General features: G+C 61.8%; 14 protein-coding genes and 4 tRNA genes. 17 read left to right on the top strand and 1 reads right to left on the bottom strand.

Features of this window, described 5'->3' with window-relative positions; translation table 11 throughout:
- The first annotated feature begins 219 nt into the window (after positions 1–219).
- From H7688_RS08255 to H7688_RS08185, 15 genes are all read left to right on the top strand, one after another.
- The gene (locus H7688_RS08255) at positions 220–1,287 is read left to right on the top strand and encodes a GGDEF domain-containing protein (RefSeq protein WP_183360599.1); all 1,068 of its coding nucleotides are present in this window, start codon (positions 220–222) and stop codon (positions 1,285–1,287) included.
- Positions 1,288–1,322: 35 nt separating this feature from the next.
- Entirely contained in the window at positions 1,323–2,429 is a 1,107-nt protein-coding gene (locus H7688_RS08250; RefSeq protein ID WP_183360598.1) for a right-handed parallel beta-helix repeat-containing protein, read from the top strand.
- A gap of 172 nt (positions 2,430–2,601) precedes the next feature.
- Positions 2,602–3,318 carry a ribonuclease PH gene (gene rph, locus H7688_RS08245; RefSeq protein ID WP_183361020.1) on the top strand — a complete coding sequence of 239 codons (717 nt, stop codon included), beginning with the start codon at positions 2,602–2,604 and terminating at the stop codon, positions 3,316–3,318.
- A complete protein-coding gene (locus H7688_RS08240) occupies positions 3,315–3,923 on the top strand; it encodes an XTP/dITP diphosphatase (protein WP_183360597.1) in 609 nt (202 codons plus the stop codon). The genes rph and H7688_RS08240 overlap by 4 nt, the downstream gene beginning before the upstream one ends.
- A 184-nt stretch (positions 3,924–4,107) precedes the next feature.
- Positions 4,108–4,185, top strand: a tRNA-Pro gene (locus H7688_RS08235).
- Between the two features lie 12 nt (positions 4,186–4,197).
- Positions 4,198–4,274: transfer RNA gene (locus H7688_RS08230), tRNA-Arg, on the top strand.
- A 12-nt stretch (positions 4,275–4,286) separates the two neighbouring features.
- Positions 4,287–4,362 (top strand) — tRNA-His (locus H7688_RS08225).
- A gap of 45 nt (positions 4,363–4,407) precedes the next feature.
- Positions 4,408–4,492, top strand: a tRNA-Leu gene (locus H7688_RS08220).
- Positions 4,493–5,591: 1,099 nt separating this feature from the next.
- Positions 5,592–5,831: a hypothetical protein gene (locus tag H7688_RS22625; protein WP_183360596.1), complete on the top strand. Its 240-nt coding sequence runs from the start codon at positions 5,592–5,594 to the stop codon at positions 5,829–5,831.
- A 216-nt stretch (positions 5,832–6,047) separates the two neighbouring features.
- On the top strand, positions 6,048–6,446 hold the full coding sequence (locus H7688_RS08210; protein ID WP_183360595.1) for a bacteriohemerythrin: 399 nt from the start codon (positions 6,048–6,050) through the stop codon (positions 6,444–6,446).
- Positions 6,447–7,488: 1,042 nt separating this feature from the next.
- Positions 7,489–8,673, top strand: coding sequence for a methyl-accepting chemotaxis protein (locus tag H7688_RS08205; RefSeq protein ID WP_183360594.1), 1,185 nt, complete (start codon positions 7,489–7,491; stop codon positions 8,671–8,673).
- A 383-nt stretch (positions 8,674–9,056) separates the two neighbouring features.
- Entirely contained in the window at positions 9,057–9,785 is a 729-nt protein-coding gene (locus H7688_RS08200) for a DUF3793 family protein (RefSeq protein WP_183360593.1), read from the top strand.
- Between the two features lie 63 nt (positions 9,786–9,848).
- On the top strand, positions 9,849–10,136 hold the full coding sequence (locus tag H7688_RS08195; RefSeq protein WP_183360592.1) for a DUF2325 domain-containing protein: 288 nt from the start codon (positions 9,849–9,851) through the stop codon (positions 10,134–10,136).
- A gap of 89 nt (positions 10,137–10,225) precedes the next feature.
- Positions 10,226–10,876 carry a phosphatase PAP2 family protein gene (locus H7688_RS08190; RefSeq protein WP_183360591.1) on the top strand — a complete coding sequence of 217 codons (651 nt, stop codon included), beginning with the start codon at positions 10,226–10,228 and terminating at the stop codon, positions 10,874–10,876.
- A 291-nt stretch (positions 10,877–11,167) separates the two neighbouring features.
- Positions 11,168–11,623: a hypothetical protein gene (locus tag H7688_RS08185; RefSeq protein ID WP_183360590.1), complete on the top strand. Its 456-nt coding sequence runs from the start codon at positions 11,168–11,170 to the stop codon at positions 11,621–11,623.
- Positions 11,624–11,719: 96 nt separating this feature from the next.
- On the opposite strand, the gene H7688_RS08180 is transcribed toward H7688_RS08185, so the two are convergent.
- The gene (locus H7688_RS08180; RefSeq protein WP_183360589.1) at positions 11,720–14,002 is read right to left on the bottom strand and encodes a Tex family protein; all 2,283 of its coding nucleotides are present in this window, start codon (positions 14,000–14,002) and stop codon (positions 11,720–11,722) included.
- A gap of 346 nt (positions 14,003–14,348) precedes the next feature.
- Here H7688_RS08180 and H7688_RS08175 point away from each other — a divergent pair, with 346 nt between their 5' ends.
- The gene (locus H7688_RS08175; protein WP_183360588.1) at positions 14,349–14,816 is read left to right on the top strand and encodes a deoxycytidylate deaminase; all 468 of its coding nucleotides are present in this window, start codon (positions 14,349–14,351) and stop codon (positions 14,814–14,816) included.
- A complete protein-coding gene (gene nrdR, locus H7688_RS08170; protein ID WP_183360587.1) occupies positions 14,813–15,265 on the top strand; it encodes a transcriptional regulator NrdR in 453 nt (150 codons plus the stop codon). The genes H7688_RS08175 and nrdR overlap by 4 nt, the downstream gene beginning before the upstream one ends.
- Positions 15,266–15,460: the final 195 nt, after the last annotated feature.

Below are 15,460 nucleotides of genomic sequence, written 5' to 3'. Positions count from 1 at the left end.
AAATAACATGCCTAACATGTTCGGGTCGTTCATACCACATTTAGTGGAAGCGGTGGGAATAAACCACAAGATGTATGGCCGAGTCAAGAGTTTAAACATTAAAATTTCAGCCCGCGGAAATTTGTTTTGTCGCAAGTAGGCTTACGCCTTGGCCATTTACATTTGGGGGCCGCCTGTGCTAAAAATAACAGCTTAACTTCCCCGGAACCGGAGTGGCCAATGGCCGAGTGTGATGACAGCAAAACCGAAGAGCTCGAGTCCCAGGTAAAGGCGCTCAAAGACCTGATCGAGGTTGCCAAGGCGGTCGTTTCGACGTTGGACCTGGACACCGTGCTGCAGGCCATCCTCACCAGCGCCATGGGGCTCGCCTCGACCCCGGCTGGCAGCGTCGCCCTCTACAACGAGGAACGTCAGGAACTGACCCTGCACGCCCACTCAGGTCTCACCGCCGACTTCATCAAGAAGGAGCGCTGGACTGTGGCGTCGGGGGGGCTCACGGACCAGGTGCTGAAGGCCGGCGAGATCTCCTTTATCGAGGACACCGCAAAGATCAGCTTTTTCAAAAATCCCATCGCCCTCAACGAGGGGATCCGCTCGCTGGTCTGCGTGCCGCTCGTGTTCCAGAGCCGGATCATGGGGATCCTCTACCTGGACGATTTCGAGCCGCGCCAGTTCGACCGGGACAAGCTGAACCTCCTCTCCATCCTGGCATCCTTTGCCGCCATGGCGATCCACAACGCCACGCTGCACAAGCGCACCAAGTTGATGGCGATCACCGATTCGCTGACCGGGTTGCACAACCACCGCTACTTCAAACAGTTCTTCAAGCAGGAGATGGGGCGCGCCCGGCGCTACCACAAGCCGTTCTCCATCATCATGATGGACGTGGACGATTTCAAGTCCTTCAACGACAGCTTCGGGCACGCGGTCGGCGACGAGCTCCTGACCGTCATGGGGGCGGTGATCCTGGAAACCATCCGCGGCGTGGACGTTGCCTTCCGCTACGGTGGCGAGGAGTTCATCGTGCTCCTTCCGGAGACCCGCCTGGAGAAGGCGATCCTGGCCGCCGAGCGCCTGCGCGCCGCGGTGCAGGCCGGTACAGCCAACAAGCTGGCAGGCTCCCGCGGGCGCGGGGTGACCGTAAGTATCGGCGTGGCGAGTTACCCGGAAAACGCCGACAAAATGGACGAACTCTTCAATATCGTGGACTCGCTCTTGTACCAGGCCAAGCGCTGCGGCAAGAATAAGGTGTACCACCAGGAAAGCCTGCAAATTCCCTCACTATGATAAAACCATTCCCGATTGCCACCCTCGGGCTGCTTGTGGCAGCTCACCTTTTCGCTGCGTCCGCCTTCGGTGCCGGACTTCCTGTCGGTGTCGCCTCGGCTGCGTCGGCACCTGCCGCGGCCGTCGAGGCTCCCGCACGGGCCGAGCTCGCCTTCCGGCCGCAGACCGTCTACGGCAGCCGTGTAGTGAGCGAGGACACCACCTGGCGCGGCGAGGTGCTGGTGGACGGTGTGCTGGTGATCGCCCCCCAGGCGACGCTCACCGTGGAGCCGGGCGCGGTGGTGCGCTTCCGGCGCAACGGAAGCCAGGCGGCGCAGCTCGTGGTCCAGGGGCGGCTCATCGTCTCCGGTACCCGGGAAACGCCGGTCCTCTTCGGCAGTGCGCTGGCCGAGCCGCAGGCCGCCGACTGGCAGGGGATCCTTCTTTTGGGAAGCGAGAAAAAGAACATCCTGGAGAACTGCCGCATCGAGGGGGCTGAATCGGGCCTCGAGGCGCTCTACTCGACGGTCATCCTGAAAGGGGTCAAGGCCGCACGGTCCCAGACCGGTTTCCGGTTCCAGGACGCGCTGGTCACCATGGAGGGTGGCGGGGCGACCGATTGTGATACCGCGGTACGCCTTTCCGAGAGCGAGGCCACCCTGCGCGGCGTGGTACTGAGCGGCAATCGCCAGGGGATCAACGCGCTGCACAGCTCGCTCTACCTGGCCGACGCTACCCTGTCCGGCAACCGCTCCGCCGGTTTCGCCGCCGACGGCTGCCGCATCAAGTTCCAGGGGGGGCAGGTCGCCGGTAACGGTAGCGGCGTCACCCTGCTCGGCTGCGAGGGGAGCATCCTCGGCGCGAAGCTCATGAAGAATCGCGAGTTCGGGCTGTCGCTCTCCGCCTCGCGGGTGAAGGTGGTGGGGAACCAGATCTTCGGCAACGGCAACAACGGGGTCATCGTCACCGACGGGGCGGCCGCAGCCTGGGACAACGCCATCTACGAAAACGCCGGTTTCGACCTCTACCACAGCGGTCTGGACGAGTTCCGGGCGCCGGCCAACTGGTGGGGGGGCGGCCAGCCCAAGGTCTTCGACAACAACGGACGCGGCCGGGTGCTGTTCTCCCCGGTGCTGGGTGCCAAGCCCCAGTCGATGAGGTAGCTGCGTCAAGCTCGCTTCCTCAGAGGCGGACCCGGCAGCGCCGCGGTCATCCGTGCACTACTCCCACTTTTTCTCCAGTCCCGGCGGGCGCGCCCTGCGTCCGCCCTCTACCACCACCAACACGGCTGCCCAAGATGCGGCCTGCACCAGGAAAGGAAAGGTTTTACCTATGATGCGCAGAGACGGCCGCGCGGCCAACGCCTTACGGCCGGTAAAAATCACCAGGAACTATCTGAAGCACGCCGAAGGCTCGGTGCTCGTCGAATTCGGCGACACCAAGGTCATCTGCAATGCCACCGTCGAGACCAGGGTCCCCTCTTTTTTGAAGGGGAAGGGGAGCGGTTGGGTAACGGCGGAGTACTGCATGCTGCCGCGTGCCACCCACACCAGGAACCAGCGCGAATCCTCCAAGGGGAAGCTCTCCGGGCGCACCCACGAGATCCAGCGCCTGATCGGGCGCTCGCTGCGCGCCGTAGTCGACCTGGAAATGCTCGGCGAGCGCTCCATCCTCATCGACTGTGACGTGATCCAGGCCGACGGCGGCACCCGCACCGCCTCCATCACCGGTGCCTACGTCGCGCTGGCCGATGCACTGCAGACCCTGGTGGACAACGGCGAACTGGCCGCGAACCCGCTGCGCGAGGCGGTGGCGGCAGTGAGTGTCGGCATCGTCGAGGGGACCCCGTTTCTGGACCTGGACTACCCGGAAGATTCGGGTGCCGAAGTTGACATGAACTTCGTGATGACCTCCTCGATGCGCTTTGTCGAGGTGCAGGGGACTGCAGAAGCGGAGCCGTTCACCCTGGAGCAGATGGACACCATGCGCAGCCACGCCATCGAGGGGCTTGCCCGGCTCTTTGAGATCCAGCGGGAGGCACTCAAGGCATGAAGCAGCTCCTGGTGGCATCCGGCAACAAGGGGAAGCTCCGGGAGTTCGCCGAACTCTTGAAGGGGGTGGTGGAGGACGTGCTTTCCCCCGCTGACTTCCCCGGTTTTCCCGACGTTGTCGAGGACGGTGCGACGTTCGAGGAAAACGCCCTGAAAAAAGCGCGCTCCGCCGCCCAGTTCACCGGGTTGCCGGTATTGGCGGACGACTCGGGCCTCAGCGTCGAGTACCTCGATGGTCGTCCCGGCGTCTACTCCGCCCGGTTTGCCGGCGAGGGTGCGGGCGACGCGGCAAATAACGCGCTCTTGCTGGAGGAACTGGCCGGTGTTCCCGCCGAAAAACGCGGCGCCGCCTTCCACTGCGTAATCGCCCTGTGCCTTCCCGACGGGACCTGCCGGACCTTCGACGGCTCGCTTGCCGGGGTGATCCTGGAGGCGCCGCGCGGCAGCGGCGGTTTCGGCTACGACCCGCTGTTCCTGGTGCCGGAGTACGGCCAGACCTTCTCCGAGCTGCCGCTGGAAATCAAGAACCGTATCAGCCACCGTGGCCGGGCCATGCAGCTCCTCAAAGTAGCGCTTGCCGACAATGGCGAGGCAGCACAAGGGTAGGGGGCGGGCTTCTGCCAAGAAGACGCTGCAACTAGGTTGGAGTGGGCAGCCTTATGGGGCCGGTGCTGGGTACGCGTCCTCGATGCTCCCGGTTTTCCTGAGAGCGGTTGGCTGACTTTAATGGCAGGAGCGATGAAAAAGCTTGCACCCCGAAATGCCCTGTGCTATAAGGTTGGTTCTTGAACGGGGTGTAGCGCAGCCTGGCTAGCGCACCTGCCTTGGGAGCAGGGGGCCGGAGGTTCGAATCCTCTCACCCCGACCACTCAAGCACTCTGCGCCTGTAGCTCAGTTGGATAGAGCAACGGCCTTCTAAGCCGTAGGTCAGAGGTTCGAACCCTCTCAGGCGTGCCAAAATTGAATATGGTGGCTATGGTGAAGCGGTTAACACAAACGACTGTGACTCGTTCATACGTGGGTTCGAATCCCACTAGCCACCCCAAATAATAGAACCCCGTGCAAGCGGGGTTTTCTGTTTGTGCCGCAAGCGAGAGTGGCGGAATTGGCAGACGCACCAGACTTAGGATCTGGCACCGCAAGGTATAGGGGTTCAAGTCCCCTCTCTCGCACCAATCATGCTCTGTAAGGCTCCACCTTTTGAAGGTTGGAGCTTTTTTTGTTTCTCACCCCCCATCCTTCCTCACCCAATATTGCCGTACTTAGCTTCTATTCCCAGCTGCATATATAGTACATACTCCTGTTGTTTCTGGATGGTATTCATTTTGTACCATGTACTAGAAGCACTATCTGAAAATTTCTATGAACTAAGGTGCTACCTGCAGTGTTGCGTGGCGCTTTACCTCGAGGTTAACACAGTTATAGTTCACCTTTAATTATGATTATATCCTCTACGTATCATTAAGCGTGGCGTTTAATACTCGATAAATCCATTGTTTGCAAAAACAATAAGGCCTAGAATAAAATCAGTAGGTGAGATCTGCGGGTCGCTGCATCGCGGATTTTTTACACTAACAGCTGCCCACAAGCTTTACGAGGAGGCACGACATGAAAAGCATCAGAAAAATGCTGTTAACAACAGTAGCCATGATCGGCGCAATGGCCTTGTTCACCGGCATGGGTTACGCGGCCAGCAATACCGATCCGTACCGGACCGGCGCCTGGACCACGACTGATCGCGACTTTACCGTGACCGGACCGAGCTATGACACTGGTACCGCGGGTACCACAACAGGCACCGGAGCTGGCGGGACCACGAGCACGGGTAGCGGATCCGGGAGCCGGATGGGCACTGGATCCGGATCCAGCTATGGCACCGGCACCGGAACCGGAACCGGAACCATGGGCACCGGCAGCACAGGCACTGGCACTGGCACCGGTGGCTCTACGGGCACCAGGGGCACTATGGGTACTGATAGGTCTATGGGGACCGGCGGCTCGATGGGGACTGGTTCAATGGGTACGGGGACTGGGGCTGGAACTGGAACGGGCGGCTCAATGGGCACCGGAAGTGGCGGCTCTCTCGACACCGGAACCGGCTCCTATGGCACTGGCACGGGAGGTTCGCTGGATTCAGGCACCGGCACGGGTAGCGGGTCCTACGGCACAGGTACCGGCGGCTCTATGGGCACCGGCAGTGGCGACACAACGGGTACCGGAACAGGCGGCTCTATGGGTACTGGTGGTTCAACGGGTACCGGCACCGGCGGATCCATGGATACTGGCGGTTCGATGGGTACCGGCACCGGCGGCTCGATGGGTACCGGCGGTTCGACGGGTACCGGTACCGGTGGCTCCATGGATACTGGTGGTTCGACAGGAACGGGCACTGGCGGCTCCATGGGGACCGGCGGGTCGATGGGGACCGGCACAGGTGGCTCGATGGGTACCGGAACTGGTGGTGCCGGCGGGACCGGAGGTGCTGGTGGCGGTGCAGGCGGTGGTGGCCGCTAGCAAGCTACAGACCGATGATCCATTGGTAGGAAAGAGGAGTGCGGAGCCTAACCACGTGTTAGGCTCTTTTTTTGGGTCCGTCATTGCCTTTGCTGCCTGCTTGCTCTATAGTGCGTCGGCCGGATGCCGACGGTGCCGGTGGGAGGGATACTTAAATGGCGTGGTACGGTGAGCGGCTCTGCAGCAGACAGCCTGGCTTGGCCTCGAGGAGGTGGCATGACGTTTGTTGAGTGGGAGCCGAAATATCAGCTTGGGGTTGAACAGTTCGACCTGCATCACCAGCACCTGGTGGGGCTGCTCAACGAACTCTATGACAAGTACGCGACCCATAAGGATGACGACGCGCTGCTCAGGGACGCGGTCAGTAACCTTACCGAGTATGCCGACTATCACTTCACGCTCGAGGAGAGCTGGATGCTGCAGGTGGAGTATCCAGCCTATGACGAACACGTTCTGCAGCACAAACAGTTCATCTTCAAAATCGTCGAGTTCAACCACCTTTACCGAACGGAGAAGGAGCACCTCGCCTTGGAGATCATCGCCTTTCTCAGGAGATGGCTCCTCGACCACATCGTGCAGGCGGACGGCAAGTACGGTGCGTTCATCCGGAGGTAGCGGAGCCGTTGCTTTGCCAGCCCTCCTGGAGTAAACAGGGCACCATTTTCTTTGTTGACTTGGTAAAAATGGCAGGAGTACAATTAAATCAAGTCGGAGAGATCTTTGAAATCAATCCCGAGACACGGCTGGAGCTCTTGAGGTAGTCACGACCTGCTAAGCACTGACTCAGCTGTTTCAGGTTCAGGCACAGCATGAACCCCTTGAAAAAGGGTCACCGGCGAAACCTTCCTGGAACTTCAGGTCAGCTACACAGCAGGAAGCATCAATCTCACAAGCCGAGAGTATCGGGGTTGGTAATTGGCGTTCAAGAGACCAATCCACCGCGATTACCACCGTATCCGCCAGGCGGCGCAACCGCCTGAAAAGGAGATGCCAGGGGGATGGCAACGTGAATGAAGCGTCGCGTGCCAAAAACCTCGATGTTATCTACCGACGGATCAGGTGAAAGTGTCCCGTAATTGAACGCCAGTTATTTCTTGGGAAAGGCCCGTCGCTGTCAGCGACGGGCCTTTCTTTTTGCGCGAACCATTGATGTCAGGAAAAACCAAGCCCCCGGGCGCTAACGCGGCGGGGGCTTGGTACGGCACGGAATGGGGGGCACTTCCTGCCGTCCCGCTTGCTGGTGGAGGGCTTTCGGGCCAGGTTGCCGGAGCGTTTTCCATGCCGGAGCTGCCCCGCTGCTGGGCGGCGTTTTCCGCGGTAACCGGCAGGTGGCTGAACCCCTCGGTCGTGCCGGCGGACTGCAACTGCTCATCTTTTCCTTGGCGATCCTCACCGTATCCACCTGCCTTTGTCGAGACCTCTAATTACCGTACGGTATCAAAAACGCCTGACCGGTTACGTCTTCCCTGCCGAGGGCTTCCTGTTAGCACTGCATGTCTCAAAAATGACCAGTTTTTTTTCCGCGGGGCTCAAGTTTTCCGTCCATGCTCCGAACCATTGTGTAAACACTGGGCGTGGTTTCGGCGCATGAACGGGTAGTTAGCTGAGCTGCTCCCTCCCTGGGCTGAAAACCATTGGACAAGGAGAGACGCAAACCATGGCATCACTGTGGAACTACTACCTTAATTTCACCATAAAGGCCCGTCTCGGGACCCTGTGTGTCTGTTACAGCCTGTGCATTGTCGCCATGGCATTCACCGCGCAGTCCGATTCCAACCTGATCAAGTACGGTTCCATGCTGCTCTTCATCGTCTTGGGCGGCGTGTTCGGCTGGGTCAACATCTGGTCCATCAATCGCCCCATCCAGCGTGCCATCGCCTACCTGCAGGCCATGGCACGCGGCGACCTCAGCCAGAACATCTCGGCCCTCAGAAAGAACGAGTTCAGCAAGATGATCAGCGCCATGGCCGAGCTGCAGGATGCCATGCGCAGCATCATCTCGGGCATCAAGAGCACCGCCGACCACCTCGAGGAGTCCTCCGGTCAGCTCAGTGCAACCTCGACGCAGATCGTGGCGGGTACCGAGGATGCATCGGTGCAGTCGGGAGTGGTCACCACCTCGGTCGACGACATGGCATCGATCAGTTGCACGATCGCCGAGAACTGCCAGGAGATGTCCAACAGCGCCCAAAAGACCAGTACCGCAACACGCAGCGGTGCCGAAACGATCGACAAGATGCGCTCCATCATGGGTGAGATCGAACAGATGGTGATCGGCACCATGGAGGCGGTCAAGGCGTTGGGGACCAACTCGGAGCGCATCGGCGACATCGTGGTCGCCATCGAGGATATCGCCGACCAGACCAACCTTTTGGCGCTCAATGCAGCGATCGAGGCGGCGCGTGCCGGAGAGCAGGGGCGCGGTTTTGCGGTGGTGGCCGACGAGGTGCGTAACCTGGCGGAGAGGACCTCGCGCTCCACCCGCGAGATCCAGAGCATCATCGGTGCACTGCAGGGCGATGTGAAAAACGTGGTGAACTCGATGGAGCAGAGCGCCAGCAGCGTGCGTAACGGTGCCGTCGATGTCCAGCATTCCAGCGAGGCGATGAACGTCATCAAGGGTCACATCGAGCCGCTGCTCAACTACGTGGGGCAGGTGGCCGCCGCGGCACAGCAGCAGTCCCAGACCACCTCCGGCATAACCGGCAGCATGCGCAACATCTCGCAGGTGATCCAGGTGGCCGCGGCCGGCGCCCACCAAACGGAGCATGCCGCGGTGGAGTTGTCCCGCTCCTCCCGCGAACTGCAGCAGATGGTGAACCGGTTCAAGCTGGCCAGCTAGCCCGAACAGCGACAACCTTGCCGTACGGGGACTCGTCGCTCTCCCCAGTCTCTATTGCCATGCTGCCTGCCGTCGTGCTTTTGCTGCGCGGCCAGGCACTCCTGTGTCTGCACCCGGGTCCCACTCTCATTCAGACGCCCCTGCTGATTCCAGCCTGCTCCCTATCTGTCACCACCCCCGCATCGCTCTGACTCAGCTGACTCCTTCCTGGAAACCGTCGTACCGGCCTTGAGACTTCAACCGAAGCTCCCAGAACTTTTTCTTGACAAGAAACGGCCTTTCCCCTATAAATGATTTCGCTTTTCAATATCGCAGCAATGATGCTGGCAAAGGCACGATCTTTTGGCAGGTTGTGACAGTCAGCACTACTAGAGGAGGCACAGATGGCAAGGCTCGACCGGCAAGGGGATGGTGGTTTACTGACCAGGAGCACCGCATTACCTCCTTTCCAGGAGGCTCGCCCCGGGTGGCAGGTGCTCTCGGCACAGTTCCCCGACGACCGCGACTGTCTCGCCTCCTTTCTGGTACTCGAGGTTGCCGAAGTGCTGCAGGGGGCCAAGCCGGCAAACCTGGTGAGCATCGCCAACCGGCGCCGCAGCTGCGGCAGGAATCCCTACCAGCTCTGGAAGGAGCACGGAGCAGCACTCATGGCCGAGAGCGGTCTCGCGGTGCGGGAACTTGCCGACCGCGACAGCTCTATCCTGCTCCTGCTCTACCGTCCCGAGGCGCTGGATGAGCTGCTCGCCAAGAAGAGCGTCGCGGTGATCCTTGGCAAGGTCGGCTATCCACACTGCTCCGACCGGGAAGCCGTGCTGCAGGAATTAACCCGCCGGGTGGCGGGGGAAGGTTTCCCGCACGAGATCGGGGTTTTCCTCGGCTACCCGCTCAAGGACGTGGTCGGCTTTCTGGGCTGGGCGCGGCTGAGCTTCACCTGCCAGGGCCCCTGGAAAATCTTCGGCGAGCCGAGCCAGAGTCTGAGCCTTGCCCGGCTGCACCGGGAGTGCCGCTGCCTGATGTCGCAGCGCCTGGCGGCCGGCTGCTCGCCGCTGGAGTGCCTGCGCAGCGCAGGTGGTGCTGGTCTGGCGGGTGAGCTCTTTTCCTGCGCCGCGTGAATGAAAAAAGATGTCATTTTCCTCGAGGGGGCGGACGCCCTTTCGAAATAATCGGGAGGGGCTATGTGCATCGCACTCGTCGGCGGGATGGATCGGCTGGAAAAACACTACCAGGAGGCAGCGGCTGCGGCCGGCATCACCCTGGATGTCTACAATACCGCTCCGGCGAACTTCGCCGTGAAGCTCAAAAAGGCGGACGCGGTGGTCATCTTCACCAACAAGGTCTCGCACCAGGCGCGCAACGAGGCCCTGCAGGCGGCCAAGGCGCGTGGCATCCCGGTCGTCATGCAGCACGCCTGCGGTGTCTGTACCTTGCGTAACTGCCTCGAGTGCTGCAAGACTGGCCACTGATCTCGATCACGGACAGAGATAGGGGCTTCATATTGCAGCGTTCTTGTGGTAGGTTCACGCGCTGGAACCAATCGACCACAAGGAGAACCATGAACCCTGCCGGCGTTGCCACCCCCTGGCTGGCCGGGCTGGTCCGCGTGCTGCTGGCCGCCCTGCTGGTGCTGCTCAGCGTGAGATGGCTCGACGTGCCGCTTGCCCTGTGGGTACGCGACAACCTCTACACCCCGGGTCCCTGGTCCCGGCTCACCTCCGACCTTCCCGACCTCCTGCTGCAGGTCGTCATCGCGACCTCCGTACTCTCCTTGTTTTGTTACCGGATGCGTCACAAATGGCGCCTTGATGAACCCCTCAGTCGCCTGGTACTGTTGAACATTTCGCTTGCCCCCGCCGCCTACCTGGTAAAGGCCCTCGCCAAGATGGTCTTTGGCAGGGTGAACACCCGGGACTGGCTCCAGGAGCCGGGACTGTACGGCTTTCACTGGTTTCATCCGAGCCTGGAGTGCCAAGGCTTCCCCTCGGGGCATATGGTCGTCCTGGGCGCTCTGCTTGCAGCCGTGGTGCGCTGCTACCCGAGGTGGCGGGCCGGCTGCACCGCGGTGGGTGTCCTTTTGGGCGGCGCCCTCGTCGCCACCGATTACCATTTCCTCTCCGACGTGCTGGCCGGCGCCGTGCTCGGCGTACTGGTCGAACGCGGTGTCGCCGTGCTTGTCACACGTGCTCTGCGCTCCGAGAGCGCTTGAGTACCAGCTCCCCCAGATTGCCTTCCGAAGCGATAAACGCCAGCAATTAAAGGATCTTGCCCGTTGGTGGCACGGCTATCCGGGAGGGCTTTGACCGCTTTTTCCCTTGCAAGTTCTGACAAAATCACCTATATTTCACGAACAGCTTGACGACAGATTTCGAACGCTCAACCAGACGATACTACCAGAACCGGAATGGCCAGATTGGCACCGGTCTCAGCTAGGGATGTAAAGGGTTTAGCCACCAGGGTTAAGCCCTTTTTGTTTGAAAAGAGGTCAGGGAGGACCAGGATGCTACGAGTAAAAACGGTAGGAGATATTGTCGACTCACAGTGCACGCGCTGCAAGGCGCTTTTGAATCACACCATCATCGCCATGGTGGCGGGACAGGTCGTACGGGTGAAGTGCAATACCTGCGGCAGCGAGCACAACCACCGCCCCGCCAAGGAGGCCAAGGAACCCAAGGTGGCTGCTACCAAGGCTGCCAGCGCCAGGACCTCGACTACCGGCGCCGCTCCGCGCAGCAGGGCGAAGGTGCCGGCCCAGTCCGACGAGTCGATCTGGGAAGAGATGATCCGCCCGCTCGACCCGGATCTCGCAGGTCCCTACAGCATGGAGGGGAAGTTCAAGGCGAACACCTTGATGGCGCACCCAAGCTTTGGGATTGGCGTGGTGGTTTCCTGCCAGTCCGGTAAGGTCGAGGTGGTCTTCAAGACCGGCCGTAAGCTGCTGCGCTGCGGCTGCTAGCAGAACCTCAACCTGCGGTGATCAAACAAGAAGGGGATGGTGAACCCGCATCGGTTCTGCATCCCCTTCATCCGTTGTATCCCTGTTACAGGTTTTTCAGTTTTTCTTTTTCACCCGGAAGCCCGCCTTCTCCCAGCTGAGTGACTCCTCGGCCTTCGGCTTGGTGTTGCGGCGCTCCGGTGCCGGTGCCGGTGCCTGCCCCCCCTTGCCGGTGCGTTCCGGTTCGGCCTGCTTGATGGAGAGCGAGATCCGCTTTCTCTCCGGGTCCGCCGAGAGCACCTTCACCTTCACGATCTCGCCCACCTTGACCACCTCGTTGGGGTCCTTCGCGTAGCGCTGTGAGAGCTGGCTTATGTGGACCAGTCCGTCCTGGTGCACCCCGATGTCCACGAAGGCGCCGAAGGCCGCCACGTTGGTTACCACCCCCTGCAGGATCATCCCCTCTTTCAGATCGGCGATGGTGGTGACGTCCTCCCGGAAGCTCGCGCTCTGGAACTTGTCGCGCGGGTCGCGTCCCGGTTTTTTCAGCTCGGCCAGGATGTCGCGCAGGGTGGGAAGCCCCACCGTCTCGGTCACGTAGCGCTCGATCCGGATCCCCGCCGCCAGCGCCGGCTCGGCCGCCAGCTCGGCCAGGCTCTTCCCCAGGTCCGCCGCCATACGACCCACCAGCTCGTAGTTCTCCGGGTGCACCGCGCTGTTGTCCAGCGGGTTGTCGCCGCCGCGAATCCTCAGAAAGCCCGCCGCCTGCTCGAAGGCCTTGGGACCGAAGCGCGGTACCTTCAAAAGTGCCTGGCGGTTTGCGAAGGCGCCGTTCTCGTTGCGGTACTGCACGATGGCGCGCCCCTGGTTCTCCGAGATCCCCGCGACGTAGGAGAGCAGCGCCCAGGACGCCGAGTTGAGATCCACCCCGACGTAGTTCACGCAGGATTCCACCACCGCGTCGAGCGCCTTTTTCAGGAGCACCTGGTTCACGTCGTGCTGGTACTGTCCCACCCCGATACTCTTGGGGTCGATCTTCACCAGTTCGGCGAGGGGATCCTGCAAGCGGCGTCCGATGGAGATGGCGCCGCGGATGGTGAGATCGAGCTCGGGGAACTCCTCGCGGGCGATCTCCGAGGCGGAGTAGATGCTGGCGCCGGCCTCGTTGACCATGACGGCCTCGGCCCTGACACCCGCGTTTCTCAAGGACTCGCGCACGAAGATCTCGGTCTCGCGCCCGCCGGTGCCGTTGCCGATGGCGAGCAGGCGGCAGTCGTGCTTCTCGACCAGGCGCACCAGCTCGCGGGCCGCCTCGGCGACCTTCGCGCCCCCGGTGTGGGGGTAGATGGTGGCGTGCTCCAGGAAGCGCCCGGTCTCGTCCAGGGCGGCTACCTTGCAGCCGGTCCTCAGCCCCGGGTCGATCCCCAGGACGCGGCGGCCGCCCGCGGGCGGGAGCAGCAGCAGGTTTCTCAGGTTCTGGGCGAAGACGGCGATGGCCGCCTCGTCGGCGCGGGTCTTCGCCTCGAGCCTCAGCTCCACCTCGATGGAAGGGGAGATGAGCCGCTTGTAGGCATCCACCGCGACCCCCTCCAGGACCCCCTTGAAGATGCTCTCACCCTTGACGAGCCGGAAGGTGAGCCGCTCCAGGATCTCCTGCTCCGGCGCAAGGAGCACCAGCCTGAGCACCTCCTCCTTCTCGCCGCGCCGCATGGCGAGCATGCGGTGGGAGACCACGCTCTTCATCGGCTCGGAGTACTCGTAGTACATCTGATACTTCCCTTCGCGGTCGGCCCCTTCGGAGATGAGCGACGAGGAGAAGATTCCCTGCTCGCGGGTCAGCGCACGGACCAGAGCGCGCACATCGGCGTCTTCGCTCAGCCGCTCGGCGAGGATGTGCGAGGCCCCTTCCAGTGCGGCTGCCGCATCCGGTACCCCAAGCTCCGCGTTCACGAAGGGGAGGGCGGCCTCCTCGGCGCTCCCGGTTTTCAGCTCCTGTGCGGCGACGAGGTCCGCCAGGGGCTCAAGGCCGCGCTCGCGGGCGATGGTCGCCTTGGTGCGCCGCTTGGGCTTGTAGGGGAGGTAGAGATCCTCGAGCTCGGTCTTCTTGCGGCAGGTCGCGATACGGGCGGCAAGCTCCGGGGTGAGCTTACCCTGCTCCTCGATGCTTTTCAGCACCGTGACCTTGCGCTCGGCCAGTTCGCGGTGGTAGGCGAGCAGGTCCTCGATCTCGCGGATCTGCACCTCGTCCAGTTCGCCGGTCTGTTCCTTGCGGTAGCGGGCGATGAAGGGGACGGTCCCCCCCTCGTTCAAAAGGGCTATGGTGGCAAGGACGCCCGCACGCGGCAGGGCGCTCTCTTCTACGATGATTTCAAACAGTTGCGGTGAATCGCTTGCGTGCATTTGGGTACTCTCCTTGGGCGAAAAAGAGGTCCTTTTTACACTCTTTGGGCCAAGCGGACAAGCACTTTCACGGCGAGCGGGGTCCCGACCAAGGGGAGCGGGGCTCGGGGCGGCGGCTCAGCCTTTCCCGGCCACGGCCTGGTACCTGGCGAAGGACAATTCCGTCTCATTGTCTCAGCGAACCTGCCTCACTGGCACAGTGAGGGAACCCTGCACTATCAGGGGATCCCGGAAAAGGTGGAGTGCGGAAACCGTGAGTAATCCGGTTTCTGCCGAGAGTGTGACGCCGCTTGACCGGGCTTGCGTAATCAGCTATCCTGACCGAATTTCACGTGAGAGGTGCGCTATGTCGCGTCCCAGCTGGGATGAGTACTTCATCGAAATAACCCGCCTGGTGGCCAAGCGTTCCACCTGTCTCAGACGCCAGGTGGGCGCGGTTATCGTCAAGGACAAGAACATCCTGGCGACCGGCTACAACGGCTCGCCCGCCGGGACCTCGCACTGCCTGGACATCGGCTGCCTGAGGGAAAAGCTCAACATCCCGTCCGGGGAGCGTCACGAGCTGTGCCGCGGCCTGCACGCCGAGCAAAACGCCATCATCCAGGCCGCCAAGCACGGTACCGTGATCGAGGGGGCGACCCTCTACTGCAACACCATGCCCTGCATCATCTGCTCGAAGATGGTCATCAACGCCGGGATCAAGCGGGTGGTGTACCTCGCCGGCTACCCGGACCAGTTGGCAGAAGAGATGATCCGCGAGTCGGGCGTCATCGTGGAGAAGCTGGAAGTGCCGGAAAAGGAGACCGCGAAATGAAGTGCCCCTTCTGCGGTTTTGCCGATTCCAAGGTGGTCGACTCCCGTCCCGACAAGGGTGGTGCCACCATCCGTCGCCGGCGCGAGTGCGAGTCCTGCGGCAAGCGTTTCACCACCCACGAGCGGGTCGAGGAAGTGCTCCCCCTGGTGACCAAGCGGGACGGGCGGCGCGAGCCCTTCGACCGGATGAAGCTGGTGGCCGGCGTCCAGAAGGCCTGCGAGAAGCGTCCGGTCTCCGTGGAGACCATCGAGAAGCTGGTGGACCGGCTCGAGATCCGCATGCAGGAGAGCGGCGAGAAAGAGGTCCCCACCACCACGCTCGGCGAGTGGGTGATGAACGACCTGCACGGCATCGACCAGGTGGCCTACGTCCGCTTCGCCTCGGTGTACCGCTCCTTCAAGGATATCAACGAGTTCATGAGCGAGCTGCAGGATCTTTTGAAAAAGTAACGGCGGGGACCGGGGACTGAGGACAAGAGCAGGGACTGGGCCCAAAGAATCCACCTGGAGCGCCCTGGAGGTTTTCTCCTCCCTCGCCGTCCGGGAGAGGGTAGGGGTGAGGGGGCCGCAACGCGCCGATGTTTTGCCCCGGAGAAGGCCGGTACCTGCGGCTTCGGACATTGAGCCGTTTCCTCGTCCCTAGCC

The sequence above is a fragment of the Geomonas limicola genome, from assembly GCF_014193675.1.
Lineage (GTDB): Bacteria > Desulfobacterota > Desulfuromonadia > Geobacterales > Geobacteraceae > Geomonas > Geomonas limicola.
The sequence above is the reverse complement of the archived record's forward strand: the minus strand, read 5'-3'. Positions and strand labels throughout refer to the sequence as shown.

Coding starts and splice junctions, on each gene's coding strand:
- nrdR (WP_183360587.1), top strand. CDS start 14,813: ATGAAGTGCCCCTTCTGCGGTTTTGCCGATTCCAAGGTGGTCGACTCC.
- H7688_RS08210 (WP_183360595.1), top strand. CDS start 6,048: ATGACGTTTGTTGAGTGGGAGCCGAAATATCAGCTTGGGGTTGAACAG.
- H7688_RS08185 (WP_183360590.1), top strand. CDS start 11,168: ATGCTACGAGTAAAAACGGTAGGAGATATTGTCGACTCACAGTGCACG.
- H7688_RS08205 (WP_183360594.1), top strand. CDS start 7,489: ATGGCATCACTGTGGAACTACTACCTTAATTTCACCATAAAGGCCCGT.
- H7688_RS08200 (WP_183360593.1), top strand. CDS start 9,057: ATGGCAAGGCTCGACCGGCAAGGGGATGGTGGTTTACTGACCAGGAGC.
- rph (WP_183361020.1), top strand. CDS start 2,602: ATGCGCAGAGACGGCCGCGCGGCCAACGCCTTACGGCCGGTAAAAATC.
- H7688_RS08190 (WP_183360591.1), top strand. CDS start 10,226: ATGAACCCTGCCGGCGTTGCCACCCCCTGGCTGGCCGGGCTGGTCCGC.
- H7688_RS08240 (WP_183360597.1), top strand. CDS start 3,315: ATGAAGCAGCTCCTGGTGGCATCCGGCAACAAGGGGAAGCTCCGGGAG.
- H7688_RS22625 (WP_183360596.1), top strand. CDS start 5,592: ATGGATACTGGCGGTTCGATGGGTACCGGCACCGGCGGCTCGATGGGT.
- H7688_RS08180 (WP_183360589.1), bottom strand. CDS start 14,002: ATGCACGCAAGCGATTCACCGCAACTGTTTGAAATCATCGTAGAAGAG.
- H7688_RS08195 (WP_183360592.1), top strand. CDS start 9,849: ATGTGCATCGCACTCGTCGGCGGGATGGATCGGCTGGAAAAACACTAC.
- H7688_RS08175 (WP_183360588.1), top strand. CDS start 14,349: ATGTCGCGTCCCAGCTGGGATGAGTACTTCATCGAAATAACCCGCCTG.
- H7688_RS08255 (WP_183360599.1), top strand. CDS start 220: ATGGCCGAGTGTGATGACAGCAAAACCGAAGAGCTCGAGTCCCAGGTA.